At 69.2% G+C, this 16,383-nt stretch carries 11 protein-coding genes; 8 read left to right on the top strand and 3 right to left on the bottom strand.

The features are described from left to right. Nucleotides 1–103 precede the first annotated feature (103 nt). A complete protein-coding gene (locus R3E10_17740; protein MEZ4417602.1) occupies nucleotides 104–697 on the bottom strand; it encodes a DinB family protein in 594 nt (197 codons plus the stop codon). A 245-nt stretch (nucleotides 698–942) separates the two neighbouring features. Between R3E10_17740 and R3E10_17735 the strand changes: the two genes are divergently transcribed. Beyond that, a complete protein-coding gene (locus tag R3E10_17735) occupies nucleotides 943–2,226 on the top strand; it encodes an AMP-binding protein (GenBank protein MEZ4417601.1) in 1,284 nt (427 codons plus the stop codon). Between the two features lie 49 nt (nucleotides 2,227–2,275). After that, entirely contained in the window at nucleotides 2,276–3,553 is a 1,278-nt protein-coding gene (gene tyrS, locus R3E10_17730; GenBank protein MEZ4417600.1) for a tyrosine--tRNA ligase, read from the top strand. 49 nt (nucleotides 3,554–3,602) lie between these two features. On the opposite strand, the gene R3E10_17725 is transcribed toward tyrS, so the two are convergent. Continuing rightward, nucleotides 3,603–4,652, bottom strand: coding sequence for a hypothetical protein (locus R3E10_17725; protein ID MEZ4417599.1), 1,050 nt, complete (start codon nucleotides 4,650–4,652; stop codon nucleotides 3,603–3,605). A 118-nt stretch (nucleotides 4,653–4,770) separates the two neighbouring features. On the opposite strand from R3E10_17725, the gene R3E10_17720 reads away from it, so the two are divergent. Further along, entirely contained in the window at nucleotides 4,771–5,538 is a 768-nt protein-coding gene (locus tag R3E10_17720; GenBank protein ID MEZ4417598.1) for a lycopene cyclase domain-containing protein, read from the top strand. A gap of 76 nt (nucleotides 5,539–5,614) precedes the next feature. On the opposite strand, the gene R3E10_17715 is transcribed toward R3E10_17720, so the two are convergent. Next, nucleotides 5,615–7,948 (bottom strand): acyl-CoA dehydrogenase, encoded by a 2,334-nt coding sequence (locus tag R3E10_17715; protein MEZ4417597.1) that lies wholly within the window; start codon nucleotides 7,946–7,948, stop codon nucleotides 5,615–5,617. A gap of 164 nt (nucleotides 7,949–8,112) precedes the next feature. On the opposite strand from R3E10_17715, the gene purE reads away from it, so the two are divergent. From purE to R3E10_17690, 5 genes are all read left to right on the top strand, one after another. Next, nucleotides 8,113–8,634 carry a 5-(carboxyamino)imidazole ribonucleotide mutase gene (gene purE / locus R3E10_17710; protein MEZ4417596.1) on the top strand — a complete coding sequence of 174 codons (522 nt, stop codon included), beginning with the start codon at nucleotides 8,113–8,115 and terminating at the stop codon, nucleotides 8,632–8,634. Next, nucleotides 8,631–9,674: a 5-(carboxyamino)imidazole ribonucleotide synthase gene (locus R3E10_17705; GenBank protein MEZ4417595.1), complete on the top strand. Its 1,044-nt coding sequence runs from the start codon at nucleotides 8,631–8,633 to the stop codon at nucleotides 9,672–9,674. Before purE ends, R3E10_17705 begins: the two co-directional genes overlap by 4 nt. 72 nt (nucleotides 9,675–9,746) lie before the next feature. Beyond that, a complete protein-coding gene (locus R3E10_17700; GenBank protein MEZ4417594.1) occupies nucleotides 9,747–10,658 on the top strand; it encodes a phosphotransferase in 912 nt (303 codons plus the stop codon). A gap of 67 nt (nucleotides 10,659–10,725) precedes the next feature. Then, a complete protein-coding gene (locus R3E10_17695; GenBank protein ID MEZ4417593.1) occupies nucleotides 10,726–14,106 on the top strand; it encodes a hypothetical protein in 3,381 nt (1,126 codons plus the stop codon). Beyond that, nucleotides 14,103–16,364: a hypothetical protein gene (locus tag R3E10_17690; protein MEZ4417592.1), complete on the top strand. Its 2,262-nt coding sequence runs from the start codon at nucleotides 14,103–14,105 to the stop codon at nucleotides 16,362–16,364. Before R3E10_17695 ends, R3E10_17690 begins: the two co-directional genes overlap by 4 nt. The last annotated feature ends 19 nt before the right edge of the window (nucleotides 16,365–16,383 follow it).

Here is a 16,383-nt window from a genome sequence, read left to right as displayed (position 1 = left end):
AGGCCTCCCCGCGCGAGCGAACCACTCGCTGCGGCGCCGAAACGACGAGGCGGGCCGACCACCAGGATCGACCCGCCTCGGTTCCTTCCGTCTACGCTTCGGTCTACATGCCGCCCGCGGACGACGGCGGGACGATGCCGTTGATACGCATGTACGTGACCAGGTTGCCGTAGTGCTCGTAGTTGTGCGCCGCGTTGAACGCGAGCACGCCGTTGACGGCCCAATCACTCCCGAAGAACTGGATCATCTCCTGCCCCCGGGCGTCCGACATGTTGTCGTAGACCTGGTTGCAGTAGTCGATGCCCATACTCAGAGCTTCGATGATCTGTGCTTTGGACGTACGCGTTTCCTCGAAGTTCTCCGAGTTGGGGCTCTGCTCACCGGCCGCGGCCGAGCAGAAAAGGAACTGGGCTCCCGCCACGTGGGCGAGGATCTGGCCCATGGTGCGAACCTCGGAGGTCGGCTGGAAGCCGTAGAGGTCCTCGGGCACCTTCTCGGCGGTAGCCTTGAGGACGGCCGTCGTCATGCCGTAGAGCCCCTTCATGGAGCCGCTGACGTTGTCGGCCACCGCCATCGAGGCGGCGTCTCCGGCCGGGGCGGCCTCCGCCGAATTGGCGGCGTCGCCGCCGGAGCACGCCGTGGCGACGAGCGCGGCCAACGCGGCCGCGATCACGCCCTGCTTGGAACGTCGGGACATTCTGTGGTTCCTCCGGTATGGGAATGTCGGTCCCTCGGGCCCTACCTACGTCCTCGTAGCCCGACCCTGACCAGGACGGAAGCTGGCCTCCACGGACGGGCCGGTCCACCCGCCGGAAGGCAGGGCGGCCCCGTGGCGGCGGGCGTCCCGGGCCCCCGGCAGACCGGCCCAGGGGCCCTTCGTCTATATTGGGCGCCGCGAATCCGGACTCACCCACGCCTCGGGCTCGGAGAAGGAGGCCGCTCATGCGCTACCGAGCATTCCCGGTCCGGGGGCCGGGCTTCTATTGGGACGCGGCGGAGCTGGAGGCGCGGGTCGCGGCGGCGGCGTCCGCCCTGGCGGCCAGCCTCGCTCCGGGAGGGGCGCACGTGGCCGTGGCCCGCCAGGACGCCGACTGGGTGGTCGAGGCGCTGGCGGTGTGGCGCCTCGGGGGTGTGCTCGTCCCGCTTCACCCCGATCTCCCAGAGCGCGAGCGCGCTTTGGTGGAGGAGGACCTCCACGGCGCCCGAGAACTGCCCGATGGCGCCGCGGCAGTGGTCTGGACCTCGGGGACGGCGGGCCGGCCCCGAGGGGTGATCCTGGGCCACGACGGCCTCGCCTACGTGGGGGTCGCCTCGGCGCAGCGTCTGGGGCTGACCGCGCGGGACGTGTGGGCCCTGACCTTGTCGACGGCGCATGTGGGTGGGCTGGCCACGCTGGTGCGGGCGGCGGTGGTGGGGCACGGTCTGTGGGTGGCCGGCCCCTTCGATGCGGAGGGATTGGATGGAGCCATCGAGGCGGGACACGCCACCTTCGCGTCGTTGGTGCCCATCATGCTGGAGCGGCTGCTGGCAGCCCGTGCGGGGCGACCGGTTGCGTCTACGCTGCGCGGCATCCTGCTGGGCGGTGCGGCCGCACCCCGCCCGCTCGTCGAACGGGCCAGGGCGGCGGGCGTGCCTGTCTTTCTCACCTACGGGATGACGGAAGCCAGCTCGCAGGTGGCCACTGCGCCACCGACGCTGGTCGAGGCCAAGCCGGGCACCGTGGGCACCCCGCTGGAGGGAACCGAGGTGCGCATCTCCGACGAGGGCGAGATCGAGGTACGGGGGCCGGGGCTCGCCTTGGGACGGCTCGGCGGGAACGCCCGGCTCCCCGACGAGGGGGGCTGGTTTCGGACCGGCGATCTCGGGCGCATCGATCACGAAGGGCACCTGTTCGTGACGGGTCGGGCGAGCGACCGGGTCATCAGCGGCGGCGTCAACGTAGATCCCCTGGAGGTGGAAGGCGTGCTCCGACGGAGCGCATCCGTTCAGGATGTGTGTGTGGTGGGGATGCCCGATCCCGAGTGGGGCGAGCGCGTCGTTGCCGTGGTCCAATGGAATGCAGGACGTGAGGACCGCGAGGGCCTCGAGGCGTGGGCTCGAGCTCAACTGCGCGCGGCCCAGCGGCCGCGTGCCTGGGTCACCTGCACGGAACTTCCTCGGAACCGGAGCGGCAAGGTCGATCGGGCGGCGGCCCGTGAGCTCGCCGGGCGAGCGCTCCACCCTTGATCGAGCTGGAGGCGTCTGTTTCCTTTGCAGATTCCTGAAACGAGGGATCATGGACCTGATCGAGGAATACCGCTGGCGCGGCCTGCTTCAAGACGCCACCGAGGGGGCGGCCGAGATGCTGCGCTCCGAGCCCCGTCGCATCTACATCGGGTTCGACCCCACGGCATCGTCGCTGCACGTGGGGAACCTGCTCACGGTGATGGGACTGGTGCACGCGCAGCGCGCGGGTCACTCACCCATCGCATTGGTGGGCGGCGGCACGGGCCTGATCGGCGATCCCAGTGGGAAAGCGGAGGAGCGCAAGCTCCAGTCCCGTGAAGATGTCGAACGCAACGCACTCGGCATCCACGCCCAGCTCGAACGTTTTCTGGACTTCGAGGCGCGCACCAACCCTGCCACCATGGTCAACAACCTCGACTGGTTGGGGTCGCTGCCGTTGCTCGACTTCCTGCGCGACACTGGCAAGCACTTCTCCGTCAACGCCTTGCTGGGCAAGGAGTCGATCCGTCGCCGTGTGCAGTCCGAGGAAACCGGGCTCTCGTACACGGAGTTCAGCTACATCCTGTTGCAAGCCTACGACTTCCTGGCCCTCCACGACCGCCTGGGATGTACCGGCCAGATGGGTGGAAGCGACCAGTGGGGCAACATCACGGCGGGCATCGACCTGATCCGTCGTGTCCGAGGGGCCAAGGCGTTCGGCGTGGTGTGGCCGCTGATGACCACGAGCTCGGGCGTGAAGTTCGGAAAGACGGAGGCCGGAGCAGTGTGGCTGGATCCGGCACGTACCTCGCCGTTCCGCTTCTATCAGTTCTGGCTCAACACCGACGACGGCGACGCCGTCCGCTGGCTCAAGGCGTTTACGCTGTTCTCGAGCGCCGAGATCGAGGGGCTGGCCGCAGACCTGAAGGCGAACCCCGCGGGTCGGGCGGCGCAACGGGCGCTGGCGGAGGATGTCACGCGCCGCGTGCACGACGAGGACGGACTCTCGCGCGCGCTGAGGGCCACGCAGGTGCTGTTCGGTGGTGCGTTGGACGGGCTCTCCGCCGACGAGATCGCGGATGTATTCTCGGATGTGCCGTCCTCGGAGGTCGCGGGAACGGAGCTCGGGGGGGAGGGCCTCAATGTCGTCGATCTGCTGGCCCACACCGGGCTCGCCAGCTCCAAGGGCGATGCGCGGCGCTCCCTGGAGGCGGGTGGCATCTACCTGAACGGCGAGCGGGTGGATTCGGTCGAGCGCGGCGTCACACACCAGGACACGATCGAGGGCCGCTTCCTGGTGCTACGCAAGGGCAAGAAGAATCACCACCTGGTTCGCGTGCGACGCTGAGGGGTTCTTCAGCGAAGGACCCGCGCCTGCAATGCGGTGCGCTTGGTACTCAGAGCGCCTTGCGCCAGACCACCCAGAAGGTGCGGTTGCGGTCCATCTGGATGCCGTCGTAGTCCTGATGGGCCGCGAACGAGAACTCAACGCTGAGCCGGTGACCGGCGAACGGCCCGTCGGGCAGATAGATGCTGAGCCCGAAGGGCAGCTCCACACGTTCGCCCCCCTGGAAGTCGGGGTCGGCCGTGGGGTCCAGCGTACGATCGAGGCCTGCGTCGGCCCCGTGTACGCGATCAAAGTTCTCGTAGATGATCCGGGCCGAGAAGCTCATGAAATCGTTGATGCGGGGCGCCAGCCAAACCGTGGCGGTGATGCGATCGCCGACGCGGTAGCCCCGGTCGTTCTCGTTCAGGTGCAAGGTGCCCAGCAGTTGCGCGCCGACCGAGCCCTGATCGTTCTGCACGAGGACGGTACCGCCCGGCCGCAGCTCGAAGGAGCCACTGCCCAGTTGCGAGCCGTAGGGCAGGATGGCGCCACCCAACGCCAGGGGTGTGCGACCGGTGGCGTCGATGGCGCCGGTAGGGATGCTCAGGCCCAGGTTCAGGTGCGAGCGCGCCGCTCCCTCTCCGAACAAGCTCACGAGGCCCTGAACCAGGACATCACCCAGCCCGGACGACCGGGTGACGAAGCGTTCGCTTCCGAACAGGCTGCTGGTCTCGATGTCGTGGTAGGGAACCAGGACTTGCAGGGTGAGTCCGCTGGCGACCCCGTAGCGCAGATCCAGCTCGTGGGTCAGCGCCGTGCGGGTGGCGGGTACGATCGTGTAGGTTCGCAGCAGATCTTCCGCCGCGCGTTCCTCCCGACCCTCACGCAGCTGATCGAACCCCAGATTGGTGAACCGGTACCCCATCTCGAACGAGCCCCGGTGGATGAGGTGCTCGCCGGTGAGGCCCGCTGGCCCCTGGGCGTCAGGGCGGTCCAGACGGTACACGTCGTCCCGGATCTGCGCCGCCAGGGGCTGGGTAGCCCACGCCAGAGCGAGAGCCAGGACCTGCAGGGAGCGTCGCCGCCAAAGACGGACGACGCGGTGATGGGTCTCCCGCATCGACCTCGGAGGGAAGTTGGATGCCCGCGAACCGGCTCCAAATAACACCACGCGCACGGCGAGGGTCAAGCGAAGTGGGGCGGCCCCCGGCCCTGGAGCCCAGGCCGAGCGGCGGCCGATGACCTACGCACAGTTCCACGTCCTCTTCGTTCTGCCGCCGGTTTTGCTGCTGGCCACGGGGGTCGGACGCAGCGCGCAGGTGCTGGGCCGCCGCGCAGGTTTGGCCCTTCTGGCCGTGCCCATGATCGCGTTGGTGTACACGACCCCCTGGGATGCGTATCTGATCGGTCGTGGAGTCTGGAGCTACGGCCCCGACCGGGTCCTGGGGGCCCTCTGGGGGGTTCCGTTCGAGGAGATCGCTTTCTTCGTCCTCCAGCCCGTGCTCACCGGTATGGTGTTCTTCCGCTTCCTGGGGCGCCTCCTCACCGTGGAGCCCGCCCCCCGGCTGGAGCGCCCGGCGAGGACCGTCCGCCTGGCCGGCGTGCTGGTGGCCCTCGTCTGGCTCCTCCTGGGTCTGGCGCTCCTCCAGCGGGAGGAGGGCACCTACCTGGGGCTGATCCTGGTCTGGGCCGTCCCGGTTCTGGGGGCGCTCTGGGCCTACCGCGGGGATCTGATCTGGCGATGGAAAGCCGCCGTGCTCCCCGGGGTGGCAGTGCCCACGCTCTGGTTCTGGGTTGCGGATCGGATCGCGCTGCGCGACGGCGTGTGGCGGATCTCGGAGCGCTTCACGCTCGGCTGGAATCCGCTGGACCTCCCCGTGGAGGAAGCGACCTTCTTCCTCGTCACCAACCTCCTGGTGGTCTTCGGGCTGGTGCTGTTTCTCGAGCCGGGCCTCCGCGGCGGGAACTCAGATACGCTGCCTCAGCCAGTCCAGGACGAGTCGTAGCAGACGGCGCAGGATGCTGGTCATGGGGTCCTCGAGGTTTCGGCGACGGACAACCACCAATATGAGATCCGACCTCCTACGGTGCAGGGTACTCCTGCACGAAGGCCGCGGGCGCGCTCAGTAGGGAATCCGGGATGCCGAAAGCGTCGACCAGCGCGAGCGCACGGTCGCGCTGGGAGCGGCAGAGGCGATTGACCTCGGCGCGAATGGCCTTGGTCTTGACCGATTCCATGTACCCGCTCTCGAGATACCACCCGCGCTGGCGCTCCATGGTGGCCAGTGCGAAGAGTGCGCAGAGCTCCTCCAACACCTCGGACAGCCCCGCGGGAGCTTGCCGCACCGCTTCCTGGAAGCGCTCGAGCAACACCAGGTCGACGTGAGCGCGGGCCAGCTCGACCACGTGATCCTGACATTCGTTGAGGGCTTCGAAGCTGTCCGTGCCCGCGTCGATGCGCGACTTCAATCGGGCCGCCACCGTGGAGAGCAGGTGTTCGGCCCGCCAGCGGATCGCGGCGTCGTGGAACGACGGGTCGAGCAGGTGAGCACGGTCGGTGCGGCGCGTGACCACGGGATTCAGCTCCGCCATACGCGTGCCGGCGCGGTCGGCCAGATAGCGTACGATCCCCCAGACGTTCAGGTCGCCCATCTCACGCTTGTAGCGCGAAAGGAGCCCCTTGGCTACAAGTTGAAGGAGGACCGGGTTGGCGCCTTCGAACGTCGTGAACACATCGGTATCGTTTCGCAGCGTGCCGAAGCGGTTCTCGGCCAGATAGCCCTTGCCGCCGCAGGCCTCTCGGCAGGCCTGCACGGTCTCGAGGTTGTGTGTGGACGCGATGGCTTTGAGACCGGCGGCCAGCACCTCGATCTCCGGACCCTCTTCTTCGCGAGCGCTCCCGAACCGTTTCTGCAGGTCACGCAGTGCGAAATGCAACGCGTAGGTGGTGGCGAGTCTGGGTAGGAGCGCACGTTGCAGGGTGAGGTAGTCGAGAATCGGGCGTTCCGACCCGCCTTCCGGCCCGAATTGCCGACGCTGGTCCGCGTAGCGGATGGCGATCGCGAGCGCCGTCTTGGACGCGGACAAGGACGCGCAGGCCACGCTGACTCGCCCGGCCACCAGGGTGCCCAGCATGGTGAAAAAGCGGCGTCCCTCGCTGGCGATGGGGCTGCTGTAGACCCCTTCCGGAGACATCTGCGCGAAGCGGTCGAGCAGGCTGTCCCGGGAGATGCGGACCTGGTCAAAGGCGATGCGCCCGTTGTCAACGCCGTTCAACCCGACCTTGTGACCGCAGTCCTCGATTGTGACGCCGGGAAGGGGCCGCCCCGCCTCGTCGCGGATCCAGACCAGAAAGGCGTGCACACCGTAGTGGCGACCCCCACTCAGGAGCTGTGCGAAGACCGTGGCGAGTCGTCCGTGCAGCGCCGCGTTTCCGATCCAGTCCTTACGGGCCAGCGGATGTGGGGTGTGGACCACGAACTCCTGCGTCTTGCGGTCGTAGGTGGCGGTGGTCTCGAGATCGCGGACATTGGAACCGTGGCGGGTCTCGGACATGGCGTAGCAGCCGGGCAGATCCAGGGCACCTACGGAGCGCAGGAAGGTCTCGTGGTGGCGCCGCGTGCCCAGGTTGAGAATGCTTCCGCCGAAGAGCCCGAACTGCACGCCGTACTTGACCAGCAGGCTGAAATCGCCGAACGCCAGTGTCTCGAACGCGGCAACGCCGGCGGCGGGGTCCCCTCGGCCCCCGAACTCCTCGGGGTAGGAGAGTGACCCGTACCCTTCGGCCGCCAGGACGCGGAGTTGTTGCAGAACACGCGCGCGGTATTCCGCGCGCGGCGTTTCCGGGTCGTTCCTGAACTCAGGGGTCGCGAGGCGATGAAGCAGCGTCCGCCGAAGCTGGCGGTGCTCCCGGTCCAGGAACTCGTTGAGCGCCGCGCTGTCGAACGCTGCGGCCCGTCCCGGCTCGGCCAGCGACGGACGTGCGGGGGAGGACACCAACGCCCGGGCAGCCTCGCCTCCGGCGACCCCCAGGAGGTCCTCCAACTCGCGCAGGGCGGCCAGCGCTTCGGGCTCGCTCCAGTCCGCGAGCTGAGCCCCGAGCGCGCGGGCCGTCTTCAGCCCGAGCTCGGCGAGGGAATCCACTCGGTCCCCGTCGGCGCTCGCTGCGCGGATCCGGTCGCGAATCTCGGCGAGTTCGTCGGGCGTGGGCGGATGCGTGGGGTCCAACCAGGCCTCGGCCCAGGCCGTATCTCCGCCGAACAGGCGGTCATCGGCGCGGATCCGGTCCCGGACGGCCAAGAGCTCGTCGGGCCCCAGGTGGCCGTCGGACCAGGCCACGTACAGGATGGGGAGCAGCGCCTGCAGCGCAGCCGGGTCTTCCGGCCGCTCGCGGCGCGTCGTCGTAGACGGGGTCATGACTCCGTGTCCGGTCCGGGTGGATGGCTCCCTCGAAGGTAGCGAATCGCGTGCCGGGGCCGCAGTCGCGCGCAGCACCTGGCCCGGGGCGATCGCGAGCGCCGCCCAGCGCTGCTTGACCTGCCCGGCCGCGCGCGCGAACCTGAACGTTTTCCCGTTCCCCGATGCGGCGAGCGCAGCGCATGCAGGATGCGGCTTTGGTGGGTGTGATCATGGGGTCCCGGTCCGACTGGGAGACCCTACGTCATGCTGTGGATCTCCTGGAGGAACTGGGCATTCCGCATGAGGTGCGCGTCGTGTCCGCACATCGCACGCCCGACCTCCTCTTCGAGTACGCTGCCCGGGCGGAGGACCGCGGGCTCGAGGTCATCATCGCCGGAGCCGGGGGCGCCGCGCACCTCCCCGGCATGACCGCGTCGAAGACCGTGCTGCCCGTGCTGGGTGTGCCTGTCGAGAGCCGTACGCTGCATGGTCTCGATTCACTGCTCTCCATCGTTCAGATGCCGGGCGGCGTTCCGGTGGGCACGCTGGCCATCGGGAAGGCTGGTGCGCAGAATGCCGCGCTGCTGGCGGCCCAGATCCTCGGAACCCACCGCCCCGCGATCCGCGAGCGTGTGCGTGCCTACCGCGCCGCCCGCACCGAAGCGGTCCTGGCCGACCCCGACCCGACGCAGCCCGCACCGTGAGGGTCGGCATTCTCGGCGGTGGCCAGCTCGGACAGATGCTGGCCCTCGCCGGACGCCCGCTGGGACTCACGTTCCGGTTCCTGGAGCCTGCTGCGAACCCTCCCGCGGCCGAGCTCGGTGAGATCGTGCAGGCTCCCTATGACGATCCGGCCGCGCTGGAGCGCTTCGCAGACGGGCTTTCCGTGGTCACCTACGAATTCGAGAACGTGCCGGCGGCGTCCACGCACTTTCTCGCCGAACGGCTTCCGGTCAGGCCGGGCCCGGCTGCGCTGGCGGTCGGTCAGGATCGCCTGACGGAGCGCCGGGGTCTGGCCGCGGTGGGAATCCCGGTGAGCGAGTATCGCGCCGTGGACTCGACCGCGGATCTGCGTGCTGCGCTGGACGCCTTGGGGCTGCCCCTCGTGCTGAAGACCCGGACCTTGGGTTATGACGGGAAGGGTCAGTTCGTGCTGCGCTCCGCAGACGACGCGGGTCCGGCCTGGGAGGCGGTTCAGGGCCGCAGCTGCATCGCCGAGCGCTTCGTGCCCTTCGATCGAGAGTTGTCCATTGTGGCGGTGCGTGGGCTCGACGGCGAGTTCGCCCACTATCCGCTGGTGCAGAACCGCCATGAGCAGGGGATCCTGCACGAGACCGTGGCTCCCGCGCCCGACCTCACGCCGTCCCTCGAGCAACGAGCCCGTTCGTATGCTCTGGACCTGATGGAGCGTCTGGACTACGTCGGTGTGATCGCGATCGAGCTCTTCCAGATCGGGGACACCCTGCTGGCCAACGAGGTTGCCCCGCGCGTGCACAACTCGGGGCACTGGACGCAGGATGGGTCGGTCACGTCCCAATTCGAGAATCACTTGCGTGCGATCACCGGGATGCCGCTCGGCTCGACGGCCCCGACCGGTCGAACAGTGATGACGAATCTGATCGGTGCGGTGGGAGATGTACGAGGGATGCTGGCGGAGGCCGGTGCGCACGTACACCTCTACGGAAAGGCACCGAGACCCGGCCGGAAGTTGGGTCACGTCAATCGCGTGGAACCCGGCGCCTAGACGCGTGCGACTGGCGCCGAAGACCGCGGACGCGCAGCATCGGTGTGCGTCCGTGGAGGAGCGGTGTCCGCAATGAGCCGTCCCTGGACTGCGGAGTGGAGCGTGGACGCGGCCCTGGCCGCGCGCCTGATCGGCACACGCTTCCCGCGCTTTCAGGGGGCGGAGGTGCGTCCTCTCGGGGGCGGCTGGGACAACACGGCCTTCCTGGTGGACGGTTCGTGGGTGTTCCGCTTCCCGCGCAAGGAGAGCGCGGCCGCGCTGCTCCGGACGGAATGCGCCGTGCTGCCCAGGTTGGAGCCCCACCTGCCGCTCCGGATCCCCACACCCGTTTGGGTATCCGAGCCCCAGGACCCGTTTCCGTGGCCGTTCGCCGGATACGCGTTGTTGCAGGGCGAGACGGCCTGCCGGATGCACCTGACGCCGTCCGAGCGACGCCAGACGGCTCCCGGGCTCGGGCGGTTCGTGCGGGCCCTGCACGGGCTCCCGTCCGATGGGTTGCCGTTGCCCCCGGATGAGCTGCAGCGAGACCGCTTTGCCCACCGCCTGGCGGCGATGGAGGAGCGACTGACTGTGCTGGCACGCGCCGGCGTCATCGACAATCCCAGCCCGTGGATGGGGTTGCTTGAGGCTGGGGCGGAACCCACCGGCTCCCCGGGCGGGGGCACCGTCGTCCACGGTGACCTCTACGCGCGGCACCTGATCGTCGCCACCGACCGGACGCTGACCGGCGTCATCGACTGGGGAGACGTCCATCTCGGCAGTCCCGCCACCGATTTGATGGTCGCCTTCGGGTTCTTCCCTCCCGGCGCGCGGGCGGACTTCTTCGACGCCTACGGCGCGGTGCCCGAGGAATGGCTCTCCATCGCACGCCGACGCGCTGCCTTCCACGCCGCTGCAGTGACGTGGTACGGCCTCGAGTCGGACGATCCTGCCCTGCTCGCAGAAGGACGGACGGCGCTGGCCTACGTGCTGGACCGCGCCTGAGGTCGGAAACCGTCGGAGTGAGCCTTTCGTAGGGCCCCCACGTCGCTTCTCCATCCGAGGGGGTCGCATGCCTGCCCACGAGTCCCCACCCGTGGTCGCCGGTCGGGCCCGGACCGTCTTCTGGTTCGGGTTGGCGACGGCGATGGCCTTGCTCGCCTGGGCGGGGCGTGCCCGCCCGCAGTGGCCCTGGTTGTCGTTGTGGCTGGGCTTGCTGCTCGGCGGACTGGCCGTGCTGAGTCTGCCGCGGGTGCGTCGCTCGCTGTCGCTCTCCTGGTTCGGCGTCACGCTCTTCACGCTGACCGGCGTGTGTCTGGCGAACCTCTTCCTGTTCTACGTCGAATCGCACCGGCAGCGGAGCGAGCGTCTCGAGGTCCCGGGGGTGTGGTTCGAGCCGTCCGCGGCGCCCCTCCAGGTAGGGGTCGGAGTGACGGGGCTGGACGTCCGTCTCGAGGGCGACATCCGCGACCTCGATCGCTGGAGCCTTCGCCTCGCCGCCGCCACCGACTCGACGTTCGTGATCGACCAGGCTCGGGGAGTGGAGATGATCCGTGTGCGCCGCGGGCCGGGAGGCCTGCTGCGCTCGCGGGGCCGCCGCTCCGTGCTCGGGCATACCCTCACACGCACGTCGCCCCTCACGCTGGTGTTGAACAACGACTCCAGCGTGCTGCGCCTGGAGGCGCAGGGCCGGCGCGGCTACCTGGAGTGGGGTGGCGCACGGGCCTCGCTGGAGCATCCCGATCCGATTCTCGACCGGATCCTGGAACAGCGATTGCGGGCCGGCATTCCCTTGGCCGAACTCGCGTGGGGCGCGCTCCCCGATCGCATCGTCGGCGAAGACCTGGTGCTCACCATGGTCCGGCCCGAACGAAGTCTCGGGCGGCTCCATGTGCGACTTCCCACCTATCGCGTCGTCTCACGACGCGATCCCGATCTGGGTCCGGACGGTGTGGGGCTGGCTCGCGGCGATACGGTGTGGGTGAGCTCGCGCGGGCGCTCCTGGGCATTCGCCGTGGACCGAGTGCCCGGTCTTTCCCGGGTTTCACCGCCGTTGGCGGTGCGCTTCGTTCAGGGACCGCGTCCCACAGGCTGGGCGCTGCCCTCCGCGGAAGCGTGCGGCTCCGCCGTGAACCGGTGCGGCTTGCTCTCGTCCGGGCCACTTCCAGCACCACAAGCGCACTTCGACGTTTCGGGCTTTGGTCTGGATACGGCACGCTACGCGGTGCTGGCGCGCCTGGAGACTGAACGCGACCAGGCGCGACTGGTCGCGGCCGACGAGATCGTGCCGCTGCCCTATGGCGAAGTGCGGACGCTGTCAGCGGAGAAGCGCGATGCCCGTGCCCCAGACGCCGGCCTGTTGCTCCGGGTGCATCGGGCCGCGAGCGCACGGCAGAGCGCCGTGCTGCTGACCGTGTTGGGTCTGTATCTGCTCTTCACGGCGGCCCTGTTGGTCCTCTTGGGCAACCCCTCGCTGGCGCGCCAGTTGAGAACCGACGCACCTACCCCCACGGCGGCGTGGTCCCTGCTCAACCTGTTCCTGATCTTCCTGGGCGTACGCCTGGCGTTGGGCCTGCGGGTAGCCTATGCCGCCCCGTTCTATGACCGGGCCGCCGCCACGGCGGTGGGCCTGTGGATCGCATTCGCCACGTTGCTGGTGTTGCTGGGGCGTTGGAGTGCCTGGACGCCGACGGTGTGGCGCGTCGCCCGCGTTCTCGAACGTCCGATCCGGGCACGGCTCCTGCCGGGCGTGAGCGAGGCGACGCGGCGAGAGTTGCCCGGAGCGATCGGCACTGGCGCGGACTCGGGAAGGAACAGACCGCTCTCTGTGCTGGCATGGGTGGTGTTCATTGTCTGCGCGGCCGCGCTGGTGTGGCAGCGGCCCGAGGCTGGCTTGGGACTGGTCGCGGCAGTGGTGGGCGTGCTGGCCTGGGTGGGGCTCGGCCTCTTCGGACGCACGGGGCCGCTGCCCGGGCAGGCACCGCGGCCCATTGATGTCCTGACTGCGGATGCACAGGGCAGTCGTCCCTTGCGGACCTTCGGGATGGCAGCGACCTCGGCCATGGTGCTGGCGCTCACCATCCAGGCGCCCGTGGTGGCTCTGCTTCCGGTGCTGGGAGGCTTGGCGCTGTTCCTGTTGGCCCTCGCCCTGGAGCGAGGGAACCGATTCGGTTCGCCGACGAAGCGGGCAGGAGCGCTGTTCGTACTGGTGGCGCTGGTGGTTCCGGGTGGTGCCTGGCTGTTGCTGGGAACCGCGACGCTACCGACGGTGCTACTCGCCGCGTCGATGATCGGGTTGGGCGGGTGGCTGGCCCGCGGGCCGGCGGGCGGTGAACGCCGCGTGCTGGTCGCGTACCGCAGCCTGCTGGAGGTGGGTCGCTCCGCGTTGTCGGGAATCGGCTGGATCGGCGTGGTGCTGACCTTGGCGGGCCTCACCTTCCTCAACTTCCAGACGATCCCTCCCGTGGTGCGCTTCGCCCTGGTCTTCCTGTTGTTTCTGCTCGCAGTACGGGCAGGTCTGGCCTGCCGGCGCGTGCTCGATGAAGGGGATTCCCCCTTGAGTGCGCTCGCGCTGCTGGTGATTCCGGTGGGCGTCTTGCTCGTCTTCATGGTCTTCGACTTCGGATTGGGCCTGGTGTTCTTCCTGCCCATGATGGCCACCGTGCTGCTGGCTACCCGCATCGATCGCTTGCCCCGTTCACTGGTCGCGGCGTCTCTGGCGGTGTTGCTGGTGGTCAGCCTGGCAGCGATCTCCGTGCTCCGCCCGTCGCTGGGGGATCTGCGTGAGGCGGGCAGCGTTGCGGAGTACTCGCGAGCGTTCGGCGGCCTCGGCAACGGCTTCGTAGACGCGCTGCGCCGGGTGGGTCTGGGCACACCGGTGACCCGTGCCACGGTGCGAGGGCTGGCTGCCTCCGATCCCGCGCTCGTGGAGGAGGCACTGGCGTACGCGGGACCCTCTGAGGCGCTCCTGGCTGCGGCGCCATCACTGGAGCAGGTCTGGGGTGGACGAGCGTACGCAACGGCTGGGTGGACCGGGGCGGGACTCGCGGGGATGACGGCCCTGGGTCGGGGTGTCCCGACGGTGGTGTCGTACGCGGAGAACGCGTTCTCGGTCTATGTGCTGGCAGAGCACGGGGCGCTCGGCGGTCTCGCCGTGCTCCTGCTCTACCTCGCGCTGATCGCGGTGGTGGCGCTCTGGGTGTTGCGTGTGCGTGCCACGGTGGGTGAATCGCCGGACGGGCTGGCTGCGCTGGCGCTCACGGTGGGGAGCGCGCTGTGGCTCACGCTGCCCGCTGCCTACGTCGCGGCTTCCAACCTCGGGTTGGTGCCGCTCACGGGTCAGAACATGCCCTTCCTGGGGCTGAATTCCTGGGCCGACGTGGTGCTGGTGAGTGGAATCGGCACCGCGGTCTTCGTGGGGCTGGCGGGTCTTTCGGAAGAGGGCGCTCGATGAAGGGCAAGGGCAATCTGCTCGCGGTCTGTGTGTTGACCGGACTCGGAGCCACGGGGGTGGCGTTGCTCGCGGTGAGCGTCGGTGTGGTACGCCAAGGCCTGGCCCGCCCCGAGTCACAAGGACTCGAGTACGCAACGCTGCTCCACGCCATCGACGAGTTGGTCCAGGCGGGACCGGTGGCTCCCCTCCACTTCGTCGGCGTCGACACGGTCATTGCCGGCCGCCGTATCCGTTACGACACGCTCGTCGTCGAAGCCTCGGCCCCACCATCCCTGGGCTCGGGCGGCTTTCTGCATGGAGAAGTGCTGCGCTACAACCGATTCCAGCGCGAGTGGATTCGCCTGGCCAAAGATGATCCGGCCGCCTTCGAGCGCATCCGGCCCTACAACCCCTCGCTCTTCCGGCCCGAGCGACGACCGGACGGGTCCCTGGGTGTCACGCGCACCGCCGCGGCCTGGAGTCGGCGGGTGGAGTCTCCGTTCGATGATGAATGGGAGGGAGCGGTGCGCACCGTGCGGGCGGACCGGGACTGGGGTCTGTCCAACCCGGCCGTGCGCGTGCCGTTGGACGAGTCGCACCGGTTGCGCGTGAAGAGCGGCGGGCGGTCCCGCGCCTGTGAGTTCGAGGTCGGGGATCGCGACGCGCGCGTTTACTGCCTGTCGGAGGCCCGCACGGCGCAGGCGGTCCTACGCGACGTGGCGCTGGAGGGTGGGCGACCCCGACTGGTCGCAGGTTGGGCGCCGGTTGCCATCGATGGTGTTCGCTTGGAGCCGGACGACTCCCTACGGCTCCAGGCCGGGGCCATTCTACGGATCGAGCCCTTGGAGCCACTCACCTTTGGCACTCTGGATGACGGCGTGTTGTCCGTGCCGCAGTGGATCAACGGACGTGCGCGGAGGCGCGGTTCGACGATCGCCCCCTTGGACCTGCTCGCCGCGGTAGGGAGGAGTCCCCTTTCCCCGGAACGCCCCGCGGCATTGGGTGCGGACCTGGTGCTCTCCGTCGATGCTGAGCTGACCGCCGAGCTCACGGAAGAGTTGGGAGCTTTCGCGCGCGCGCTGCCGGTGGGCGTGGAGTTCGGCGGCGTGGTGTTGACCCGCATTCCCGACGGCGCGGTCGTGGCGCTCGCCGAGACGGGCGAGCGCAGCGAGCCCGGTCGTAGCGGCCTGCTCCAACGCCTGGTGCCCGGGTCCGCCATCAAGCCCATCCTGGCGGCTGCCATCCTCTCCCGGCGGCCCGAGCTGGGACGATTGGAGATCCCGGCCCGCAGCGGACGCGTCACACGGGTGGCTGGCGCTGCGGCTGTGCCGGCCTCCAGGGGGTTCACTACCGAGCTGCACTGCCCGGCCCCCCGCACCGGGCGCATCGATCTCCGCTACTTCCTGCGCTGCTCCAACAACGAGTACGCCGCCACGCTGCTCACCGCCGCCCTCACGGGCGGGCCCGTGACGTTCGCGGAGGCTGGATCGGAGCCGGTGACCCGGGGGCCCCTGGATCGCACCGTACCTCGCGCCGCGCTGCTGCGCAGCGCGGTGACGGAAGGAATGGATCAGCTGTTCGAAGTGTCCACCGATCCGGTGATTGTCGACGCACGCCGGCGGAGCGACCGGATCTGGACGTCCCTGCGCTTCGACGACGGAAGCCCCGTCCGCATCCCGTACGAGGTGCAGCCGGACGCGTCCCGTCCCGTGCTGCTGGCCTCCGCCGACGCGGAGGAGACGGAGTTGTCGCTGCTGTACCGATACGCGTTCGGAGCCTGGGAGAATCGCTGGAACCTCTTTGATCTCACGGAGGCCTTCGCGCGCATCGCCACCGACCGGCGCGTCCGTACCGGCCTCGCCGTTCCGGCCGCGGGCGCAGATTCGATCGAGTCGCTCGGCCTCACCGGGCAGTCGTGGTACGACGCCCTCCTGGATGGACTGGAGGGCGTGGCGGAGACGGGAACTGCGGCCGGCCTCGCCGAACGTTGGCGCGAGCTCGGCGTTCCAGGCGTCCTGTTGGCCAAGACCGGTACGCTGACGGAGGAGGATGAGCGCCGGGGTGAGGGGCTGTACCTGAAATCGCTGCTCTTCGCCGTGGGGGAGGGTGAAGACGGAGGCGCGCTGCCCCTGCGCTGTGGCGTGGCGGGCAGCGTCTACCTGCGGTTCAGCGACGCGGGACGCGGTCGCTCGCTCCCCAGCTATCAGGTCGAGTTCGCGGCGGCGCGCCTGGGACGGTTCCTGGAACGCCATTGGGAGCGACTGGGACTCTGCCGGTAGGGACACGGCACACCTGGGG

The organism is Gemmatimonadota bacterium, from assembly GCA_041390105.1.
Classification (GTDB): domain Bacteria; phylum Gemmatimonadota; class Gemmatimonadetes; order Longimicrobiales; family Gaopeijiaceae; genus JAGQIF01.
The sequence above is the reverse complement of the archived record's forward strand: the minus strand, read 5'-3'. Positions and strand labels throughout refer to the sequence as shown.

What these genes read in the sequence shown, in the direction of transcription:
- R3E10_17740 (MEZ4417602.1), bottom strand. Translation starts at nt 697, where the DNA reads ATGTCCCGACGTTCCAAGCAGGGCGTGATCGCGGCCGCGTTGGCCGCG.
- R3E10_17715 (MEZ4417597.1), bottom strand. Translation starts at nt 7,948, where the DNA reads ATGACCCCGTCTACGACGACGCGCCGCGAGCGGCCGGAAGACCCGGCT.
- R3E10_17695 (MEZ4417593.1), top strand. Translation starts at nt 10,726, where the DNA reads ATGCCTGCCCACGAGTCCCCACCCGTGGTCGCCGGTCGGGCCCGGACC.
- R3E10_17720 (MEZ4417598.1), top strand. Translation starts at nt 4,771, where the DNA reads ATGACCTACGCACAGTTCCACGTCCTCTTCGTTCTGCCGCCGGTTTTG.
- tyrS (MEZ4417600.1), top strand. Translation starts at nt 2,276, where the DNA reads ATGGACCTGATCGAGGAATACCGCTGGCGCGGCCTGCTTCAAGACGCC.
- purE (MEZ4417596.1), top strand. Translation starts at nt 8,113, where the DNA reads ATGCGGCGAGCGCAGCGCATGCAGGATGCGGCTTTGGTGGGTGTGATC.
- R3E10_17700 (MEZ4417594.1), top strand. Translation starts at nt 9,747, where the DNA reads ATGAGCCGTCCCTGGACTGCGGAGTGGAGCGTGGACGCGGCCCTGGCC.
- R3E10_17725 (MEZ4417599.1), bottom strand. Translation starts at nt 4,652, where the DNA reads ATGCGGGAGACCCATCACCGCGTCGTCCGTCTTTGGCGGCGACGCTCC.
- R3E10_17735 (MEZ4417601.1), top strand. Translation starts at nt 943, where the DNA reads ATGCGCTACCGAGCATTCCCGGTCCGGGGGCCGGGCTTCTATTGGGAC.
- R3E10_17690 (MEZ4417592.1), top strand. Translation starts at nt 14,103, where the DNA reads ATGAAGGGCAAGGGCAATCTGCTCGCGGTCTGTGTGTTGACCGGACTC.